The 19529-nt window shown below is 39.1% G+C and carries 23 protein-coding genes and 1 other annotated feature; of the genes, 8 read left to right on the top strand and 15 right to left on the bottom strand.

Translation table 11 applies throughout. The features are described from left to right. Nucleotides 1-18: 18 nt before the first annotated feature. The 3 genes from pheS to ACW0TQ_RS06250 all read right to left on the bottom strand — a co-directional run bounded on the left by pheS (nucleotide 19) and on the right by ACW0TQ_RS06250 (nucleotide 2190). Nucleotides 19-1053 carry a phenylalanine--tRNA ligase subunit alpha gene (gene pheS, locus ACW0TQ_RS06240; RefSeq protein WP_042534461.1) on the bottom strand — a complete coding sequence of 345 codons (1035 nt, stop codon included), beginning with the start codon at nucleotides 1051-1053 and terminating at the stop codon, nucleotides 19-21. 48 nt (nucleotides 1054-1101) lie between these two features. Beyond that, nucleotides 1102-1305 (bottom strand): hypothetical protein, encoded by a 204-nt coding sequence (locus ACW0TQ_RS06245; RefSeq protein WP_042534463.1) that lies wholly within the window; start codon nucleotides 1303-1305, stop codon nucleotides 1102-1104. Nucleotides 1306-1452: 147 nt separating this feature from the next. Beyond that, entirely contained in the window at nucleotides 1453-2190 is a 738-nt protein-coding gene (locus tag ACW0TQ_RS06250) for a TrmH family RNA methyltransferase (protein ID WP_042534465.1), read from the bottom strand. Nucleotides 2191-2292: 102 nt separating this feature from the next. Here ACW0TQ_RS06250 and sspI point away from each other — a divergent pair, with 102 nt between their 5' ends. The 7 genes from sspI to ACW0TQ_RS06285 all read left to right on the top strand — a co-directional run bounded on the left by sspI (nucleotide 2293) and on the right by ACW0TQ_RS06285 (nucleotide 9147). After that, entirely contained in the window at nucleotides 2293-2511 is a 219-nt protein-coding gene (gene sspI / locus ACW0TQ_RS06255) for a small acid-soluble spore protein SspI (RefSeq protein WP_042534468.1), read from the top strand. Between the two features lie 362 nt (nucleotides 2512-2873). Beyond that, entirely contained in the window at nucleotides 2874-3302 is a 429-nt protein-coding gene (locus tag ACW0TQ_RS06260) for a hypothetical protein (RefSeq protein ID WP_212928137.1), read from the top strand. A 393-nt stretch (nucleotides 3303-3695) separates the two neighbouring features. Next, nucleotides 3696-5294 (top strand): DUF6583 family protein, encoded by a 1599-nt coding sequence (locus ACW0TQ_RS06265; protein ID WP_042534472.1) that lies wholly within the window; start codon nucleotides 3696-3698, stop codon nucleotides 5292-5294. Between the two features lie 47 nt (nucleotides 5295-5341). Further along, nucleotides 5342-6565, top strand: a complete 1224-nt coding sequence (locus ACW0TQ_RS06270; RefSeq protein ID WP_042534473.1) for an ABC transporter permease — start codon at nucleotides 5342-5344, stop codon at nucleotides 6563-6565. Further along, the gene (locus ACW0TQ_RS06275; RefSeq protein WP_042534476.1) at nucleotides 6562-7707 is read left to right on the top strand and encodes an ABC transporter permease; all 1146 of its coding nucleotides are present in this window, start codon (nucleotides 6562-6564) and stop codon (nucleotides 7705-7707) included. Before ACW0TQ_RS06270 ends, ACW0TQ_RS06275 begins: the two co-directional genes overlap by 4 nt. Further along, on the top strand, nucleotides 7691-8365 hold the full coding sequence (locus ACW0TQ_RS06280) for an ABC transporter ATP-binding protein (protein WP_042534478.1): 675 nt from the start codon (nucleotides 7691-7693) through the stop codon (nucleotides 8363-8365). The genes ACW0TQ_RS06275 and ACW0TQ_RS06280 overlap by 17 nt, the downstream gene beginning before the upstream one ends. 146 nt (nucleotides 8366-8511) lie before the next feature. Further along, nucleotides 8512-9147 (top strand): lytic transglycosylase domain-containing protein, encoded by a 636-nt coding sequence (locus ACW0TQ_RS06285; RefSeq protein WP_052485082.1) that lies wholly within the window; start codon nucleotides 8512-8514, stop codon nucleotides 9145-9147. A gap of 91 nt (nucleotides 9148-9238) precedes the next feature. On the opposite strand, the gene ACW0TQ_RS06290 is transcribed toward ACW0TQ_RS06285, so the two are convergent. The 5 genes from ACW0TQ_RS06290 to ACW0TQ_RS06310 form a co-directional block, all read right to left on the bottom strand. Next, nucleotides 9239-10222, bottom strand: coding sequence for a ring-cleaving dioxygenase (locus tag ACW0TQ_RS06290; protein ID WP_455725418.1), 984 nt, complete (start codon nucleotides 10220-10222; stop codon nucleotides 9239-9241). Between the two features lie 156 nt (nucleotides 10223-10378). Further along, complete coding sequence (locus ACW0TQ_RS06295; RefSeq protein WP_193064813.1) at nucleotides 10379-11464, bottom strand: M42 family metallopeptidase; 1086 nt, start codon at nucleotides 11462-11464, stop codon at nucleotides 10379-10381. A gap of 157 nt (nucleotides 11465-11621) precedes the next feature. Continuing rightward, on the bottom strand, nucleotides 11622-12113 hold the full coding sequence (locus tag ACW0TQ_RS06300; RefSeq protein WP_042534483.1) for a dUTP diphosphatase: 492 nt from the start codon (nucleotides 12111-12113) through the stop codon (nucleotides 11622-11624). A gap of 60 nt (nucleotides 12114-12173) precedes the next feature. Then, nucleotides 12174-12755, bottom strand: a complete 582-nt coding sequence (locus tag ACW0TQ_RS06305) for a TetR/AcrR family transcriptional regulator (RefSeq protein WP_042534485.1) — start codon at nucleotides 12753-12755, stop codon at nucleotides 12174-12176. After that, the gene (locus ACW0TQ_RS06310; RefSeq protein ID WP_042534487.1) at nucleotides 12752-13459 is read right to left on the bottom strand and encodes an MBL fold metallo-hydrolase; all 708 of its coding nucleotides are present in this window, start codon (nucleotides 13457-13459) and stop codon (nucleotides 12752-12754) included. The genes ACW0TQ_RS06305 and ACW0TQ_RS06310 overlap by 4 nt, the downstream gene beginning before the upstream one ends. Nucleotides 13460-13683: 224 nt before the next feature. Between ACW0TQ_RS06310 and ACW0TQ_RS06315 the strand changes: the two genes are divergently transcribed. Then, nucleotides 13684-14082: a hypothetical protein gene (locus ACW0TQ_RS06315; RefSeq protein WP_042534489.1), complete on the top strand. Its 399-nt coding sequence runs from the start codon at nucleotides 13684-13686 to the stop codon at nucleotides 14080-14082. A gap of 27 nt (nucleotides 14083-14109) precedes the next feature. Here ACW0TQ_RS06315 and ACW0TQ_RS06320 read toward each other — a convergent pair whose 3' ends face one another. The 7 genes from ACW0TQ_RS06320 to thrS all read right to left on the bottom strand — a co-directional run bounded on the left by ACW0TQ_RS06320 (nucleotide 14110) and on the right by thrS (nucleotide 19219). Next, nucleotides 14110-14409 (bottom strand): TIGR04104 family putative zinc finger protein, encoded by a 300-nt coding sequence (locus ACW0TQ_RS06320; protein WP_052485083.1) that lies wholly within the window; start codon nucleotides 14407-14409, stop codon nucleotides 14110-14112. A gap of 55 nt (nucleotides 14410-14464) precedes the next feature. Next, nucleotides 14465-15103 carry a TVP38/TMEM64 family protein gene (locus ACW0TQ_RS06325; protein WP_042534491.1) on the bottom strand — a complete coding sequence of 213 codons (639 nt, stop codon included), beginning with the start codon at nucleotides 15101-15103 and terminating at the stop codon, nucleotides 14465-14467. 132 nt (nucleotides 15104-15235) lie between these two features. Continuing rightward, on the bottom strand, nucleotides 15236-15511 hold the full coding sequence (locus ACW0TQ_RS06330; protein WP_042534493.1) for a DUF1294 domain-containing protein: 276 nt from the start codon (nucleotides 15509-15511) through the stop codon (nucleotides 15236-15238). 135 nt (nucleotides 15512-15646) lie between these two features. Beyond that, nucleotides 15647-16003: a 50S ribosomal protein L20 gene (gene rplT / locus ACW0TQ_RS06335; RefSeq protein WP_042534495.1), complete on the bottom strand. Its 357-nt coding sequence runs from the start codon at nucleotides 16001-16003 to the stop codon at nucleotides 15647-15649. Nucleotides 16004-16042: 39 nt separating this feature from the next. Beyond that, a complete protein-coding gene (rpmI, locus tag ACW0TQ_RS06340; protein ID WP_042534497.1) occupies nucleotides 16043-16237 on the bottom strand; it encodes a 50S ribosomal protein L35 in 195 nt (64 codons plus the stop codon). A 32-nt stretch (nucleotides 16238-16269) separates the two neighbouring features. Next, on the bottom strand, nucleotides 16270-16776 hold the full coding sequence (gene infC, locus ACW0TQ_RS06345) for a translation initiation factor IF-3 (RefSeq protein WP_042534499.1): 507 nt from the start codon (nucleotides 16774-16776) through the stop codon (nucleotides 16270-16272). Nucleotides 16777-16841: 65 nt separating this feature from the next. After that, nucleotides 16842-16973 (bottom strand) — a sequence feature (ribosomal protein L20 leader region). A gap of 311 nt (nucleotides 16974-17284) precedes the next feature. After that, nucleotides 17285-19219, bottom strand: a complete 1935-nt coding sequence (thrS, locus tag ACW0TQ_RS06350; protein ID WP_042534500.1) for a threonine--tRNA ligase — start codon at nucleotides 19217-19219, stop codon at nucleotides 17285-17287. Nucleotides 19220-19529: the final 310 nt, after the last annotated feature.

Here is a 19529-nt window from a genome sequence, read left to right on the forward strand (position 1 = left end):
ACTCTCCTCCTTCTTCTCTTACGCTTGATGATATTGTGATAAGAAACGGACATCATTGGTGTAAAAATGACGAATATCGTTCACACCATATTTCAACATCGCAATGCGCTCCTGTCCCATTCCGAATGCAAACCCGCTGTAAACAGTGGAATCATAACCGCTCATTTCCAATACACGTGGATGGACCATTCCGCCGCCCAGGATTTCAATCCAGCCGGTATGCTTACAAACCGAGCACCCTTTTCCATTACAAACCTTACAGGATACATCCATTTCAACAGAGGGCTCTGTAAATGGGAAGAAAGATGGACGCAAACGGATTTCGCGGTCTTTCCCGAACATTTTTTTCGCAAACACATCTAATGTACCTTTTAAATCACTCAAGGTAATATTTTTATCTACTACTAACCCTTCGATTTGTCTGAATTGATGAGAATGTGTCGCATCATCAGTATCCCGGCGATACACCTTGCCCGGGCAAATCATCTTGATTGGGCGCTTTCCTTGATATGCTTCCATCGTACGTGCCTGCACAGGTGAGGTCTGTGTACGCAAAAGCAATTCATTTGTAATAAAGAAGGTGTCCTGCATATCCCGCGCCGGATGGTTTTTCGGTAAATTTAATTTCTCAAAATTGTAATAATCTGTTTCTACCTCGGGCCCTTCTTTCACTTCATAGCCCATGCCGATAAACAAATCCTCAATTTCTTCCATAATGCTTGTTAATAAATGTCTGCCGCCGACATGAACCGGATTTCCAGGCAGTGTCACATCGATGGTTTCTGTTTCCAGCTGCTCATTTAAAGCTTCTCTTTCTAATTTTTCTGTTTTAGCTTCCAATGCCTCTGTAATGGATTCCCGAACATTATTAGCAAGCTCGCCGATAACCGGGCGTTCTTCCTTTGATAACTTTCCCATACCGCGAAGAACGGTCGTCAGAGAACCTTTTTTTCCTAAGTATTTCACTTTCATCTCCTGTACAGCCTGGCTGTTTTCTGCCTTTTCAATAGCTGCGAGAGCCTCCTGCTCTATCGCCTGCAATTCTTCTTTCATCGTCCGAAATACCTCCTTTTAATCATTTCCTGTGTTTGATGGACTTTTTTAAACATAAAAAAGCCCCGTCTCCCAAAAAGGGACGAAGCTATATGGTCGCGGTACCACCCTTGTTGACTGGATAAACCTATCCAATCCAACTCTTGCCTCATAACGGATGGCGTCCGAATCACCTTTACATTTTGATATGGTCCAAGTGTCCGCTCCAGAGTGAAACGTAATTGCCGACATGATAGAAATGCTTCCAGTCAAGGCATCTCCTCCCTAAATCATTTATACAGGCAGTTACTTGCTCTTTCATTGCGTTTAGTTGTTTGTTCTTTTCATAACAAAAGAACGTATCATTTACTTTATGATGTATTACAGTTATTATAGAAAAATTATCGCTGCATTGCAAGGTTAATTCTTTAAATAATATAGCAACACGCCTGCTGCGATGCTGACATTTAATGATTCTGCCTTTCCGAGGATGGGAATGGTTACCCGTTCATCCGCTTTTTCCAACAAGGATTCCTTTACGCCGGCTCCTTCATTCCCAAAAATAAGCGCTGTTTTTTGCGGGATTGGGAGATCTTTGTAATTCTCCGCTTTTTCTAATGCTGTAGCCCAAACACGGTAATCAGCTTCTTTCAGCCGCAACAGCTTCTCTTCCAGATCAGCATGTATAATTGGTAAATGGAAAATGGACCCTTGTGTGGCACGAATCACTTTATCATTATACAAATCGACACAACCGCTGCCAAGGATAATTCCATCTGCACCCGCAGCGTCCGCAGTACGTATGATTGTCCCTGCATTCCCCGGGTCTTGGACTGCATCCAATAAAACAACTACCTCTCCGTTCACTGCTTCTTCTTTCTTTATTTCAACGACAGCCATCATCCCTTGAGGCGAAGCAGTAAAAGAAAGTTCTTTAAACACCTGTTTGGTGACCTCAGTAACAGGAAGATGCTTTGCCATATCCGGCACAGCAACCTCTTCGGAAACAATAAGCTCCTTTACTTCCCAATCGCTCGTCAGCGCTTCTTCTATTAAATGCTCCCCTTCAACCAAGAATGCATTCATTTGCTTTCTATATTTTCTTTGGTGCAGCTTTTTTAAACCCTTTATTTTCTCATTCTTCACAGATGTAATCACTTTATTCATCCTATCCAATTTTAAATTCTAACTACATCATACATAAATTCACAACTTATGGTCAAACTACTTTTAATATCACAATTAAAGGAGTGAACAGGAATGGATTTAAATATCCGTAAAGCAATTTACGCTAACATATCAAATAATAATCAAGAACAATTAGAAGCAACCATTGTGGATGCCATTAATAATGGAGAAGAAAAAATGCTTCCTGGTCTCGGGGTTCTTTTTGAATTGATTTGGAATCATTCAGATGAAAGTAAAAAACAGGAAATGATATCTTCCTTAGAGGATGGAATTCAAAGCGATTTATCCTAATTGACATCAGTTATATCTTTATTATGTCATCCTAAAAAGCATGCCGCTCTCTGAATGAGAAGCCGGCATGCTTTTTAGGATGTTTCAAAAATTTTAATCCATTAAGAAAAACCAATAATACCGCTTGGTCTTTAAAATATCGGTGTTCTTGCCAAAGAGATGTCCGCTGCGGGAAGTCGATTTCCGCGGGCAACGTTCAGCCGCACGGTAAGAAAAACGCTTCCTGCTCAGGTCTACCTGTTGCTTTTCACGCAGGAGTCGACAACATCCGCTCCCATCTAAGTGGAATTATATTTTATTTGCTATTTTACAAGGAAATAACGCAAATTCTAGTGACGGTTTTGATGGGGCGAGTAATCGCAATGGTTTTCGGTGGGACGAGTAATCGCAGTCCCAGTGGGAAGACCCCGCAGAAAAAAAGCGTACTTCTTTTTTTCTACCCGCAGGGCATAAGTGCGACTTTGCTTCTGTCTGCGCCTGTCAGCTTGCCAATCAGCAAGTCTTCTTTTCACCCGCAGGGCATAAGTGCGACTTTGCTTCTGTCTGCGCCTGTCGGCTTGCCAATCAGCAAGTCTTCTTTAAAGGAGATGAGCTCGGGGCCTATGGAAAGCGTAGTGTTTTTCTGGGGTTGCGATTACTCACCCCACCATAACCCGTCGCAGCGGTCGTATGAACCTGACAACATTGAAGATTACTCCCTCAATGAAACCCATTGGAGCGGATATATTCAGCATTTTTTATATACTTTCTTGTTTTTTCGAGAAAAAACAAGAACACCACTTGATTTTTAAAACATATAATTCGACAAATTTAGCAAACTTTGAAACCTTTTCCTGTTTCGTTCCGTAGAAAATAGTAGAATAAAAGACAGCATGTTTTGACAAAAACTGCTTCCAGCCTGTTTATTTTTATCCTATTTAGGGAATAGGAAATCAAGCTCAGTCGATATTTAGTCTTAAGAACCAAGGCTTGAAACCGATTGACTACTTATTTCTTTAATGTTATAACAGGTTAGGGTCATTTTTCATCGTATAAATTTTTGATTCTAATTCTCAGCTGATGAATATAATTTATAGTATGAAAAAGATACAGTAGCCTGGCAAAACTACATACGCTGAGCTTTTATTGACCATTCTAAATTGTGCAAATTGCGCAAATATAGTTTCAAGAAAGGAGCATGAACTTTGGTAGAAAATAATGAGGAACAACCAAAGAAAAAAGGAATTTCAAAAGGAATTATTGCTATTATTATTGCTGTAATCGTCCTCGCCGGCGGTGGTGCAGCTGCATTTTTCCTAACAACATCTACACCTAAAGCAACCTATTTCCAAGCTGAGAAAAATTCAATTGAACAACTGCAAGATTTTATGGAAACACGATATGAGGATGAATATAATTGGTATGAACAATCCATGGAAAATCCTGTTTCCCAAAACGTGAGCCTCGGTTTAAACCTGGAAGGACTTGAAAATCAAGGCTATATAGACCCGCAAATTGCAGCGATGCTTTCAAACGCTGAGCTTGCATTCCATTCAGAGACAGATATGGAAAACAATCAGGCTTCTACGGAATTATCCGTAAATGTTGCTGGCATGAACTTCGATGGGCTGGCAGGTTATGTAGAAGGCTCTGATGTGTATGCAGAACTTCCTTTCCTGGAAGAAGTACTTAAGATTTCTGATGAGGATATCGGCAGTGTATTGGCTGAAATAGATCCTTACACATTCACAGGCAATGAGCAACTAGGAATTGAAGAGCTGATGTTTGAAAATGATGGTCAGCTATTAACAGATGAAGAGAAAGAATACCTTCAGGATGAATATGTCATGTTCATTTATGATGAGCTTCCAGACGATGCATTTGAAAGTGAAAATGAAGACGTAGAAGTAAATGGTGATTCAATCAGCGCTGAGAAAATCACGATGAATCTTTCTGAAGATCAATTTAAATCTCTAATCACTTCTGTTTTAGAAAAAATGAAAGGTGACGAACAGTTTCAGGAAATTTTAAGCAATCAGCTTGAAAGAGCTGGAAGCACTCCATTAGAAGACCCCGAAGTCTTCCAACAGCAGATTGATGAAGTATTAGGAGAATTTGACAGCGCCATGGATCAAGGCATTGAAGCAGTAGAAAACTTCCAATTCCCTGATGGCGTCCAATCTACACTTTGGGTATCTGATGATAAAGTTGTCCAACGCGACTTCTCTATCAGTCTAGCACCTGAAAACGAAGATCCTGTTACTTTCAATTTATCCGGCGGCCAATTATTTAATGATGATCAGATTTATTTTGACCATACATTAACAATGGGCGATGGATCTGAAGATGTAACGATGGCGTTCGATGGAGATTTCCAAGGAACTGGAGACTCTGTAACAGATAATGCTAACTTTAGCTTTTCATTTGACGATGGCTACATGCCAGTTGAATTCGCTGGTACGTATACTGGCGATGAATCGTTAGATGGGTCTACTCGTGATTTTGACCGTCAACTGCAATTCACAGTAGAAAATGAAACAATAAATCTTGGCTGGACTGGTGACTCTACCTACGATGGCGACCAAATGAGCTCAAACAATAATATTGCATTAGATTTCCCTGGATATGTTGAAAATGTTTCCATGGACATTAATTCTGAAGGTGCAGTTATCGATGCGGTAGAAGGTGTTGATACATCAAATGTCGTTGACCTCGGCGCCATGTCTGCCGAAGAACTGCAGCAATACTTCGAAGGTGACTTCAGCAGTCAGCTTGAACAATGGTTAATGCAGTTTGGCCTTTAAGCCAGCATTTGAAAGACTGAATTAGAAAGAAAAGAGTGTGCATGATCATGATTTTTCTAAAGCAAACTGGGCTTTTTATCAAAAATCATATACGGCAGCTTAAGAGGAAGTGGTATTCACTTCCTCTTCTTTTCATATTTCCGCTTGCGTTGGCGGGTCTTATGATGGTGATTGTTGTCAGTTTTTTTTCCCAGGATGAAAATGAAGCCATCCAATTAGGTTTAGTTGATTTAGATAATTCAACAGAAACAGAAATGATGGTGCAATTATTAGAACAGTCCTCAGGCTTTATTGATTTTTTAGAAGTCAATCAATTATCCGAGGAAGAAGCTATTGAACAGATTGAATTAAACAATTTAAGTACATATATCGCTTTTCCGGAAGGCTTTATTCAGGATTTATATCAAGGATACTCTGTGGAAGTTCCCATCGTCGGCAATAAAAAACAGCTGCTGGAAAGCTACATGATGAATGAAACGCTGCAGAGCGTTGTCCGTCACATTCGTTCCTCGCAAGCTAATATTCTGGCAATCAATTATTATGCAAAACAATTTGAAATGGACGATGAAGAAAGAAATGACTTTGTTTTCGAGCAGTTCCAAGAGTTTTTAATGTATACTGTCGGCAGAGACCAGGTCATAAGGGAACGAACCTTGTCCAATCAGGCAAGTTCCTCCCCTGTTGCTTATTTTAGCTTGGGAGGCTGGTTTATTATCAGCAGTCTCTGGCTCTTTTCGTTATATTATTTTTTCACAAAAGAAAATCCGGCATTGATTAGTCAGCGTATTCGTTTGTATGGAGCTACACAGCTCAGGCAAATGCTCGCTAAGATAATGGTTACGCTCGTACTCTCCCTTATGTTAGCCTGTCTGTCCTTTTGGGCATTACTTTCTTTTTTAAATATAGAGCTGAATCAAGAAAATATTGTTCGCTCTTTCATACTTATTATTTTGTATCAAGTTGGGTTTATTATCTGTTTGGCCATTTTTGAAGTGCTTATTTCTTCTTTAAAATTAAGACTGCTCACACAGATATTATTTACATCCATTTTGATAATATTTAGCGGCGCACTGATTCCGACGCTATACTTTCCATTAGGAGTTCAGGATTATCTTCCCTACTCTTATGCTTATAACAGTCTTTACTGGCTTCAGGAAATTGTACTTAACGGGAGACATTATGCCGAATATACTTCCAGCCTTCTGCTAATTGGAGTTTTGTTATTTATACTGCTGGGACTTTTAAGCTGGAAGGAGCGCAGAAGCATATGATGGATATTCTGACGACACGTTGGCTGCATTTGAAAAAGCAGCTTGTATCTATATTATTTTGGGCAATCTCACCTATCCTTTTCACCTGGCTGCTTCTTTCTGGTACAGAGCTTATTCAAAACCAAAGCTCGATTCCAGTTGGAGTTATACTGGAGGAAGAAACAGAGATGGCAATGCAGTTAAGAGAAAAGCTCGATTCCTCCGATCTCATTCGTGTAGTAGACATAGAGAATGAAACAGAAGCAAGACAAATGGTAGCGACGCATGAGCTGGATAGTGCATTTATTATTGAAGAAGGATATGAAGATGCTATTCAGGCTGGTCAGCGCAACCGGCTGATTACAAGTTACCAGACAGATTTATCTATGGGTTATACACCGGTTGTAGAAATGATTGCTTCCTTTGTTCAAGAGGATAGCGGAAAAGCCAAAACAGCATATACCATTATGGATTTAGGGGAGGCTTTAAACAGTTCATCCATTCTCTCTTTTGATGAAATAATGAATGAAATTTATTCTATTGAAGAAAGTGAGAATCTGATTTTCACTAATTTCACTTTGCTTGGAGAAGACACTGAAACCGATGAAGGGTTTTCTTTATTCCAAAACCCATGGGGCTTATGGTCCGTTTTTTCACTTTTATCTACCTTCTTTTTATTTGATTGGCTGATAAAAGAAAAAAATGCAACAACCCGCATCCGTTTCATATTTAATCGTTTTTCTTTTCCAACCTATTTGCTGTCCAACCTCCTTCTTTACAGTATGGGGTTATTTGTATTAGATATGCTGACATGGGGCATTTTCCATATTTTATATGACGAAGGCTTTAGTATATCGCAATTAGTTTATCTAGTCAGTTTTCGTGTAACGGTTTGTATGCTTGTTTTTTTGACAGGATTAGCTTTTAAAAAGCTGCTCCCCTATTATATAACTGCTGTTTTGATTATTTTAGTAACGATAATCATCAGCGGAATTATATTACCCATGGATGGGGTTTATAAACATTTCCCTTGGGTTGCATATGCAAACCCGTTAAGACAGATTGTTTATGAAGAGATATGGAGCGGCTGGACATTTATAGCACCAATTTGTCTCATCGTCTGGTATGTGAAAGGAGTTTTTGGCAATGCAGCTGGAAATTGAAAAAGTATCTAAATCATTCGGAAAAAAGAAGGTGCTTGAAAATGTATCCTTCCAGGTAGAATCCGGCGAAATCATCGGTTTGGTTGGAGAAAATGGCGCGGGAAAGTCCTCTCTGCTCCGTATTTTAGCAACAATTTCTAAAGCAAATTCAGGCAGTATACGTTTAGGTGAATGGACATACGGAAAAAATCGAAAACAGCTTCGCAGAATTGTAGGATTTGTCCCTCAAGATATTGCTTTGTGGGAAGACATGACTGTGAAGGAAAACATGATGTTTTTCGAAAAACTTTCATGGGTCCATCGCTCAAAAGAAGAATTAAAAAAGCTTTGCGAGGATATGGAGCTATTTAAATGGAATGAACCTGTTCATACATTATCCGGCGGAATGAAACGTAAATTAAACATGGCTATCAGTCTGATCCATAATCCGGAATTGCTGCTGCTGGATGAGCCGACCGTGGGTATTGATTTACGGTCCAAAAAAGAAATAGCTGGTTATCTGAAACAAAGAGCGAAGGTTGACCATAAAATGATTATGTATACCTCTCATGATATGGATGAAATTCAAAGTATCTGTGACGCTGTCGTGTGTATTGGAAATGATCCATTCTACGAAAATTTATTGCGAGAAACAAACATGAAAATAATTTCTATATAATATTGCTTAAAAATTGTAAAACAGATAAAATAGAATTAGTTAATGTGCGTGAAACTAAAAATTTTTAGTAATAATTATTCATTTTATATCGTGATTACGCAGGATAAAGAATCTATTTTTCAGTAAAATACGGACGGTGAATGCGAATGGAAATCAATACGAATCAACTTACAAACCCTTTAGGCATGCTAGGTTCTGCTCCAGAAGCAGGAAATGTGGAAGAAAATACAGGCTTCGGCGGAAAGTCTTTTCAGCAGCTGCTTTTAGAACGAATCCGGGAGGCAGAAGAACGAACAGCACAGGATTTTGGATCGAATATTCAAAATCCTGAAGTTGTTTCTTCTCCTATGGCACAAATGGCTTCTTCTGCACAGCCAGCTGCAAGTCAGCCTGTCAGTGGGGAGGCATCAAATTATCAAGGTATCGTTCAGGAAATGGCAAACAAATATAATGTAAGTGAACGATTAATCAATGCTGTTATTCAGCAGGAATCTAATTTTAATCCGAACGCCAGAAGCCATGCCGGCGCGCAAGGTTTAATGCAATTAATGCCGGGAACAGCTTCAGGTTTAGGTGTTACGAATTCGTATGATCCCCGCCAAAATATTGAAGGCGGCACAAAATACTTAAGTCAGATGCTTAACCGGTATAACGGAAATATAGAATTAGCTTTGGCTGCGTATAACGCCGGACCGGGCAACGTAGATAAACATCAGGGTATTCCGCCGTTTAAGGAAACAACAGCTTATGTATCTAAAGTAATGGGTACATACCGTTCTTAAAAATAGATTTAACGTTAATTTAAGATATATTTCTTAAATTGTACAAAAAAAGATTCGTTTATCAATGGACAGATAAACGAATCTTTTTATTTTATTCATATTCTTTTTCAATGGTTTTTGTACTGCGGACCGTATCGATTTCTCTTACCTGACTTTCAATCTGTTCACGCTGCGGCTCAAGAAATGGCGGCAAGGCTAATTTCTCTCCCACTGTTTCATACGGCTCATCCTCCATAAATCCAGGACCAGCGGTGGCTATTTCGAATAATACCTGTGGCGCAACTGGCGCATATAGGGAACCAAAATAGAAGCGTTCCACAAATCCAGAGGTGTTAAAACCAAATTGTTCTATTCTTTGCTGCCATGTATCTAAATCTTCCCGTTCGTCCACACATAATGCGGCGTGATGCACGGTACCATAGCCCTGTCTTGCAGGAGGCAATTCTTCATTATGCTCTACAATGATTCGGGCGCCGTTTCCTCCTTCGTCCACTTCAAATAGATGGAATGCTCCCTCGTCTGCAATCTCCTTGTACATAAATACTTTTTCCAGCACTTGCTTGAAAAAGTTGAAATCTGCCACACGTACCACAACAGGGCCAAGTCCAGTAATTCCAAATTCTATTGGTATTGGGCCATTTTTCCATGGTGTACCGGATGCTCTTCCATTATTATTCTCATCTGAAACGAGCTGATATTGTTGATCATCAAAATCAGCGAAGGATAATGTTTTTACATCAAATTGCTGTTTGATTCCTGTATGTGCAATTCCCAGGCGATCAAAACGTTTCACCCAGTATTCGAGCGCCGCATCACTTGGAACACGTAAAGATGTTTTATAGATTTCATTTGTTCCATGAGAACCTTTCGGAATACCTGGAAAGTCAAAAAATGTCATATCTGTTCCGGCGCTGCCTTCATCGTCCGCAAAGAATAAGTGATACGTTTGGATATCGTCTTGATTGACTGTTTTCTTTACTAATCGCATACCGAGTACATAAGTGAAAAACTCATAGTTTTTTTCTGCGCTGCTTGTAATTGCTGTAACGTGGTGCATTCCACGGATTGGATTCATTGTAAAAACTCCTTTTATATTTAATTAAATATTTTTTAATTAAATATAATTTACCATAGCTTTTTCTATCTGTCAATAATGGGCATCTTATAGCACCCTCTTTGATAAAAAATCGTACCTTTTAAATTGATTAAAGGCACGATTTTTTTATCATTATTAAGCTTTAATTAAAGCATCTACCGTTTCCCGGTCTAATTTCTTTATGACAGCTGTCAGCAATTTCACCGCATTTTCATAGTCATCCCGATGAAGAATCCCTGCATGGGAATGAATATAGCGGGTTGCTACTGTAACAGACAGAGATGGAACACCATTGCCCGTTAAGTGGATGGAGCCTGAATCTGTACCTCCGCCAGACATCGAGGTAAATTGGTAAGGAATATTATTCTCCTCTGCTGTATCCACAACCAAATCACGAAGTCCTTTATGTGAAATCATGGAAGCATCATACAGCACAATTTGCGGTCCTTCGCCAAGCTTGCTGTCCGCTTCTTGTTTCGCAATCCCCGGTGTGTCTCCTGCAATGCCGACGTCGACACCGAAACCAATATCCGGCTGGATCAGATGGGCGGATGTTTTTGCCCCGCGCAGACCGACCTCTTCTTGAATCGTACCGACTCCATAGACGGTATTAGGATGTGCTTCATCTTTTAATGCCCTTAATACATCAATGGCAATTGCTAAACCGATACGGTTGTCCCAAGCTTTTGCCATCAATAATTTTTCATTTTTTAATTGGGTAAATTCAAAATAAGGAACAATCGAATCTCCAGGTTTTACACCGAACGATTCTGCTTCTTCTTTACTAGTAGCACCAATGTCGATAAACATATCTTTTATTTCATATGGTTTCTTTCTGGCTTCCGGACTAAGTACATGCGGAGGCTTGGAACCGATAACCCCTGTCACATCTCCATCCGAACCCATAATCGTTACACGCTGTGCCAGCATAACCTGATTCCACCAGCCGCCAGCTGTCTGGAAATATAAAAAGCCATTTTCATCAATGCGTGTAACCATCAGGCCAATTTCGTCCAAATGCCCTGCAACCATAATTTTCGGTCCATTTTCATCTCCGGTTTTCACTGCGATGGCACTGCCTAAATTGTCTGTTGTCAGCTCATCCGCAAAGGGCTTGATATAGCTTTCAAATACGTCACGCACTTCTTTTTCATTTCCTGGTATTCCCTTTGCGTCCGTTAAATCTTTAAGCATTGTTAAGGTGTTGTCTAATTTTGCCATATTCAAAATCTCTCCTTTAAAGAAAATTGGCTTGCCTGGTGTAATAAAGCTTCAAATTTCCTTTGTTTTGCATTCATCAACAACAAATACAACACGAGGACTCGCCGCTTTCAATCATTTGCTATAAGCTTACTCTTCCCCAACGTATGGAAAAGATTTAATAACCTTGATCCTGACGCTCATAATTAATTTTATTTTTCTCCCAATAAGCCTGCTGGATATCCTCATCCGTAAACCCAAGCTGATTTCCTAATCGCAGACTCCAGCTGAACAGCTGCTGATAATTTTCATTTACCGGGTTTTCCCGGTAGGTAATCGCCTTCTCATATACGTGATAAAAACATTCTGATTCGGTAATGTCCTCTTCCAATTGTGTTTTATCCGCTGGTTGATAAATAAGATCCTTTTCTATACCAATGGACATTAAAAAATGCAGAACATCTACGTATTCTTCTAAAATAACCTGCCCGCTATTTCTTGGTTTGGTACTCCAAAATTTAAAGCATCTTGTCTCATTTGCAAGCTCTCCAAGCTCTACCAGCAAGGCAAGATGCTTTTCACGAAATAAATTTACATTTGACAAATCATGATTATTTTCAATATATGTATCTAGTTGCTTCTGCATATCAAATAGCTGATTCCAATCCAACGTAACGCCTCCTCTTCCATGTTCTCTTCCATTTTATCACAGACCTTTTAGAAAATCTTTTTATTCCCATTGACCATCTTGATTTGAACGGCTTTCCAAATTTGTCAAAACCAGTTCCAATCCGATTGTAAAGCTTTTTTCCAGCTCCTGCGGAAGCCCAAATCCTTCATTTATCTCTAACAGCGTAAACCCATGCAGATAGCTTCGTAATACCCGAATAAAATGAATCGCTTCCTCTTCGGATAACGTATATTTTTGCAGTATTTTTAGAAAGATAGCTACAATCTGCTCAGATATTTGTTTCGTTTCCTCGCTATTCCAAACATTCACTTTTTGCGCTAATTCATATTGTCCCGGATTGTTTTTTGCAAAATTTCGATACTCCTGCGCAATCGCCCACAGCGCTTCTTTCTTTTCCAATCCAATACTGGCTGTGAGCAGTTTCTCATACAAATTCCGCATACTCCTATTAGCTGCTATATCTAATAGGTCTTCTAAATTTTCCACATGATTATATAGGGATGGCGGCTTGATGCCTAATTGTATGGCTGTATTTTTTATGGTTACACCGGCTATTCCCTTCTCTTCCACAATTTCTAGCGTTGCATCAATGATTCTTTCCTGGGTTATCTTTTTTCTCATTTTTCCATGCCTCTTTCTGCAACTTTTATCGCTTTTTTCATCTGCTCCTCTGGCTGGACGAGCATATTACCATGTCCTACTGCAAGTAATTCGGGATTTAAATCCAGTAATTTTTTTGCACTCTCTACAGCCATTTTCCTGTCCCAAGTTGCTATTTTAGGAAAAGGAAACTGCCACTTTAAGACCCCGGAAACAGCAAGGCCTCCCCTTGTTTGGAATGCATCTCCGGCAATAAGCATTCGATGCTGCGGTTCAAAAAAAGATACAGCTCCCGGAGTGTGCCCCGGACTCGAAATTACCTCCAAAGAATCAATGAATTCTCCGCTTTCAAAAGTAAAATCAATCGGGATAATGTTTTTAGGAAAGCCTCCCTTTACAGGTTTATCCGGCTCGTCTTCCTGCAAGCGAAAATCTTTTTTTAATAAATAACTGTCTCTTTTTGAAATTCCCACCAGTACTTCAGGAAAGACTTTTTTAAAATAGGGTATCCCGTTTACATGATCTCCGTGTGCATGGGTCAAAATTAATGTATTCAATGGCTTTCCAGTTTGATGAACCATTTCTTTTACCGTATCAGCAAACTTCCCCACTCCCATATCGATACAGATTAAATCTGCTTCCTGCTCTACAACAAAGCAGTTAATTGGAAAAAGATACGGCAGAAAAGTAATTTGATATAAATTATGATATCGTTTAATTATCATTTAATCACCTCAACTAATGTTATTAACATTATAACTAATCGAATTAGTTTAAGTCAATAAAATAATATAAGGATTTAAAATCAGAGAAGATCCCAGTATGACAATCAGGAAAGGCAGGAAATATTAAATTTCAACATTTTTTTAATAAAATAATATTTCTCTGAAACTTTTTTGAATCTCATCCGTATGAAGGGGTAACAGGACGTTCTAAGGAGTAGATAATTATGGCCATCATTCTCTTTCGAATATTATTAGTGATTGCAATTGCACTATTAATTTATACATGGATTCAATACTTAAAAAATCCTGAGCGAAAGCTGCGTCTTTCTCAGGAAAATCAGGGTTTTTATTTATTAGATGAACAAAATAACAATAAGAAAAATTTCCAATTAACTTATAAAGGCTGCCTTTTTATCGGTGAAAAATACTTAGGGACCACCGAAGATGCTTTTGAAGTCGTGGATATTCATGTTACCGTTAAAAATCCATTAGAGCTTCGGGGATTGACGAGAGAGGATTTGTATTTTCTGGAGCAGGAAATATTAATTCACTATCCGCACGCTTCCATTACGTGGAAGCATCCGATTAATGAGTTGATTATAACGGAGATTACAAAAGACTAACCAGCCCGGACAGGACTGGTTATTTTTCTATACAAAAGGAGCTTCTTTGTCGGTAAAACGGTAAAAATAAGGGATAATTAACATAAAAATAAGGAATAAACAAAAGCTTACTGGAATAATAATCACCCAAGAAAAGTTCCATACATTCATGATGAAAATAACAATCATTAGAATCGGACTGAAAAGTAATGTATTAAACCGGCTTTCTTTTGTTAAAAATTGCTTCTTTTTACAGCTTGGACAGCGCATTCTCCAGCTCCAGACAAGCTCACGAAGTTTAAATTCATGCTCACAATTCCAGCACGACGGGAGTTCTATATCATACATCACCTCTTTTAACCCCTTTTTCTTACTTTTATTTTAAAACAACCAGCTCTTATGCTCAAGAGCTGGTTGTTTTACTTGGTGTAAGAGGTTTTGATAATCCATGATGCCGATGCTCCGTACCCGACGTTGGCGAAGCAAAAAACTCCTGCCATTTAATAATAATCTCTTTTCTCCTTAACAGGTACAGGGATGGGAGTAAGGCGATGATAAATGCAGCGATATATACCGGAGAAAGCTGAGAGATCCAACCGCCGATGCTTGTGTAGACAATTGCCAGAGGTATGTTTGAGATAAAGGAAGATTTTATATATCCTTTAAAGGTTTGATTCGTTTCAATCAAGCATAAAGATAATAAGTGAAAATGAATAAATGGAACAAGGCGTAACAGCGTAATCTGAGCGGTTGTCATTTCTGTATGCTTGCCAAGTAACCGCTGCTTCAAAATAATGAGTTTATCAATAGATTTCGGCATCCAGCCTGCCATGATATAAAAAAGCAAACTCGCCATTGTTATCCCGATAATAGAATAAACACTTCCTGCAATTGGACCAAATAAGATACCGCCAGAAATACAAATAAACACAACTGGTAAGAATAACATGGGCCGAATGAGATGAAGAATAATAAACAGCAGCGGAGAAAGCACGCCTCCCATCTCAACAATCACCAGCAAATAATTCCCAACGTATTCCATGGCTACCCCTCCTCTGAGGAAGCTGGTTTAATTTCTATTTATATATATGTTTCAAGACGAGCTGTGTATGATAAAAGAATTACGCTGGTTTTTCTATTAAAAAAATGCTCCATTAAAATGAAGCACTCCCCCCTAGAAATAGACAGTCAGGCTAATAAAGCTGATTATATTAATCGCGATTAATACCGGAATACCAATAGTAAAGCTCTTATGCTTTGTTTTATGCCGGAAAGTCTGCATGCCAATATATACACCGGCACTTCCTCCTAAAATAGCCAGCAGCCAAAAGGTCCGTTCAGGAATTCGATATGCTCGCTGCTTTGCCTTTTGTTTATCTTTAAACATCAAATAAAACCCAATCGTATTCGCAATAAGTATATATAGAAGCCATGATGATATGTTTTCCATTTCTTCCTCCTGTTTTCATGAATGATACCTTTTCATCATAAAGAAAGTCTCTGTTTCCTGCAACACTGAGCGCCTTGGTTCGAAAGATAAAAAAAGATCGCTATCCAATTTGGATGCGATCTCTCATTCTTCCTATTATTTTAAAGCTTCTTTTGCTTGAGATACTAATTGAGAAAATGCTTGTTCGTCATTAATAGCTAAATCAGATAGCATTTTACGATTAATATCGATACCAGCAAGCTTCAAACCGTGCATTAATTTGCTGTAGCTCATATCGTTTAAACGAGCAGCAGCGTTAATACGAGAAATCCAAAGTTTACGGAAATCACGTTTTTTCTGTCTGCGGTCACGATAAGCATATTGACCTGATTTGATAACCTGTTGTTTTGCTGTTTTAAATAGAGTTCGTTTCGAACCGTAATAACCTTTTGCTAATTTTAAGACGCGTTTACGACGACGACGCGTAACTGTTCCACCTTTAACACGTGGCATAAGAAATCCCTCCTGTATTCAATTACATATCTAAATTTATTATTTTGGCAGCATTTGTTTAATGCGTTGATAGTCCCCAGAAGAAACTAAAGTACTCTTACGTAATTTACGTTTTTGCTTCTGAGATTTGTGTGCAAACATATGGCTAGTGTATGCATGAGATCTTTTTACTTTTCCAGATCCAGTTTTTTTGAAACGTTTTGCTGAACCTTTATGAGTTTTCATTTTAGGCATGATTTTTTCCTCCAGTCATTGCAATAAAAAGCTTATTTTTTTTCATTCAATGGAGCGACCATCATAAACATATTACGGCCTTCCATTTTCGGTTTTGTTTCTACTGTTCCGAGATCCTTCACTTCTTCAGCGAAACGGTCCAGTACTTCTTTCCCTAGTTCTTTATGGGTAATCGCACGACCGCGGAAACGAACCGCAGCTTTAACTTTATCCCCTTTTTCCAAGAACTTACGTGCATTTTTAAGCTTCGTTTCAAAGTCATGGTCACCAATTCCAGGAGTAAAACGCACTTCCTTCACATTAATAACCTTTTGCTTCTTGCGAGCTTCCTTCTCTTTCTTCTGCTGCTCAAAACGATACTTCCCGAAATCCATAATACGACATACCGGTGGTTTTGCGTTTGGAGCAACTAATACTAGATCAAGGTTTCGTTTCTGAGCAATATCTAATGCTTCGTTACGAGATTTTACTCCAAGCTGATCCCCATTTGAATCAATGAGACGAACTTCTCTTGCACGAATTTTTTCGTTAACATTCATATCCTTGCTAATAGCCAGCCACCTCCGAAATTTTGTTACTGATCTATCTGGACAAGTCATTTCAATACATAAAAAAAGTGTCGGTACATACTTGCACCCACACATCTCCTCATTCGTAAACATGAATCGTGATGAACCAGTCAACTATCCTCCAGGGACGTCAAACAGGTGAGAAGCGGGTGCTTCTGCTTGTCGTTAGATCATATCATTAACTTTTATAATATAGCATTTTATCGTTTTTTTGTCAAGGACTGTATCCTTTTGTTTTAAACAACTATTGAATCATAGCACGGTTATTTTGAAGTGTCAATGTTTTTAGCAAAATAGAAGTAAGACGGTTAACGTGGAAATGCTCTCTCACAAGAAAAACCAAGAATACCGCTTGGTCTTTAAAACATCGTTGTCCTCGCCGAAGCGATCTCCGCTTATACTTTCTTATTCCACAAAAAAGCTATTTTCATATTAAATATGAAAATAGCTTTTCCCTTTTAAAAATCATGATTACTGCTTATTTCTTCTGATTAATTTCTTCCTTGATAAAATCAACAAATTGATCAAACGGAAGTGTTTCTGTATCTTGTTCACCGTAACGGCGATAGTTCACACTGTTTGCTTCCAATTCCTTATCTCCCAGAACAAGGGCAAATGGAACTTTTTGTGTCTGTGCTTCACGTATTTTATAGCCCAGCTTCTCATCACGGCTGTCTAATTCAACACGGACACCTTCCTGGCGTAATTTATCCTCCACCTCTTTAGCGAAATCAAGATGCGCCTGCAAAGATACCGGAATGATTTTTGCTTGTACGGGAGCAAGCCAAGTAGGAAAAGCCCCTTTGTACTCTTCAATAAGAAATGCAACAAAGCGTTCCATCGTAGAAACAACACCACGGTGAATAACAACGGGACGATGTTCTTTTCCGTCTTCTCCGATATACGTTAAGTCAAAACGTTCTGGCAAGTGAAAGTCCAATTGCACTGTAGATAATGTTTCATCTTTTCCTAATGCTGTTTTCACCTGCACATCCAGCTTCGGACCATAGAAAGCAGCTTCTCCTTCTGCTTCTACATATTCCAAGTTCATATCTTCCATGGTTTCCTTCAGCATTGCCTGCGCTTTATCCCACATGGCATCATTATCTACATATTTTTCCTTATCTTCTGGGTCACGATAGGAAAGACGGAAATAATAGTCATCGATTCCAAAGTCTTTGTAAACACGCTGAACCAGTTCTACCACGCGGATAAATTCTTCTTTTAACTGATCCGGGCGAGCAAAAATATGCGCATCATTTAATGTCATTGCACGGACACGCTGCAGACCGGCAAGCGCCCCGCTCATCTCATGACGATGCATGGTTCCTAACTCTGCTATACGGACAGGCAGGTTACGGTAGCTCCATAGTTGATTTTTGAAAACCATCATATGATGCGGACAGTTCATTGGACGCAATACAAGCTCTTCATTATCCATTTCCATAGTCGGGAACATATCCTCCTGATAATGGTCCCAATGTCCGCTTGTTTTATACAACTCTACATTACCAAGAACAGGTGTATACACATGGTCATAACCTAAGCGTTCTTCTAAATCAACGATATAACGCTCCACGTTACGACGAATAGTTGCTCCTTTTGGCAGCCATAATGGCAGACCCTGTCCTACTTTTTGCGACACGGTGAAAATACCAAGCTCTTTCCCAAGCTTCCGATGATCTCTTTCTTTACGCTCTTCCAAAATTTGCAGATATTCCTCTAATTGTGATTTTTTCTCAAATTCGGTTCCATAAATACGTTGCAGCTGTTTATTATTACTGTCTCCACGCCAATAAGCGCCAGAAATACTTAATAATTTAAATGCTTTGATTTTACTGGTAGAAGGAACATGCACTCCTCTGCATAAATCAAAGAACTCCCCTTGTTCGTATATGGTTACTGTTTCATCTTCAGGGATTGCATCCAGCAATTCTAATTTTAAGTCATCACCAATTTCTGCAAAGCGGGCTTTTGCTTCATCACGAGATACTTCTACACGAGTTATTTCTAAGTTCTCGTCCACGATCCGTTTCATTTCTTTTTCTATTTTCGGAAGGTCTTCCGGAGTTAAGGTATGCTCCATATCAATATCATAGTAGAAGCCTTCCTCAATCACTGGACCGACACCTAATTGCACATTAGGGTACAAGCGTTTTACAGCTTGCGCTAATAAATGGGCTGTAGAGTGACGTGCTATTTCCAAGCCTTCTTGGTCACGATACGTAATAATTTCAATTTTTCCGCCCTTTGGAAGAGGACGGCGTAAATCTACAGGCTCTCCATCCAATTTAACTGCAAGTGCCTGCTTTTTTAAACCTGAAGAAATAGAAGCAGCAATATCTTCTCCTGTTGTTCCCTCCGGAAAGGCTTTTTCAGCTCCATCTGGAAAAATAATTGTTAAATCAGCCATGTTCATCGAACTCCTTTATCAAATGTAAAAAAACGCTCTATCTCTTTGCGCTATGCAAAGGGACGAGCGTTTTATGCCGTGGTTCCACCCAAATTCCTGAAGATAAACGAATCCTCTTATCCTCAGCTTCATTGATCTTTAACGCAGATAGGACGTTACTGCCTACTTTCAATCGTTTCAGCAGCAATGCTCCGAGGCGGTAATTATTTCTTCACGAAAGGAAGCTTGCAGCCAAATGACTTCCCTCTCTGAGTACGTAATCAGGAAATAATGTTGTCCTCATCTCAGCAGCTTATTTTCAAACTCTATT

The organism is Oceanobacillus sp. M60 (assembly GCF_053839645.1).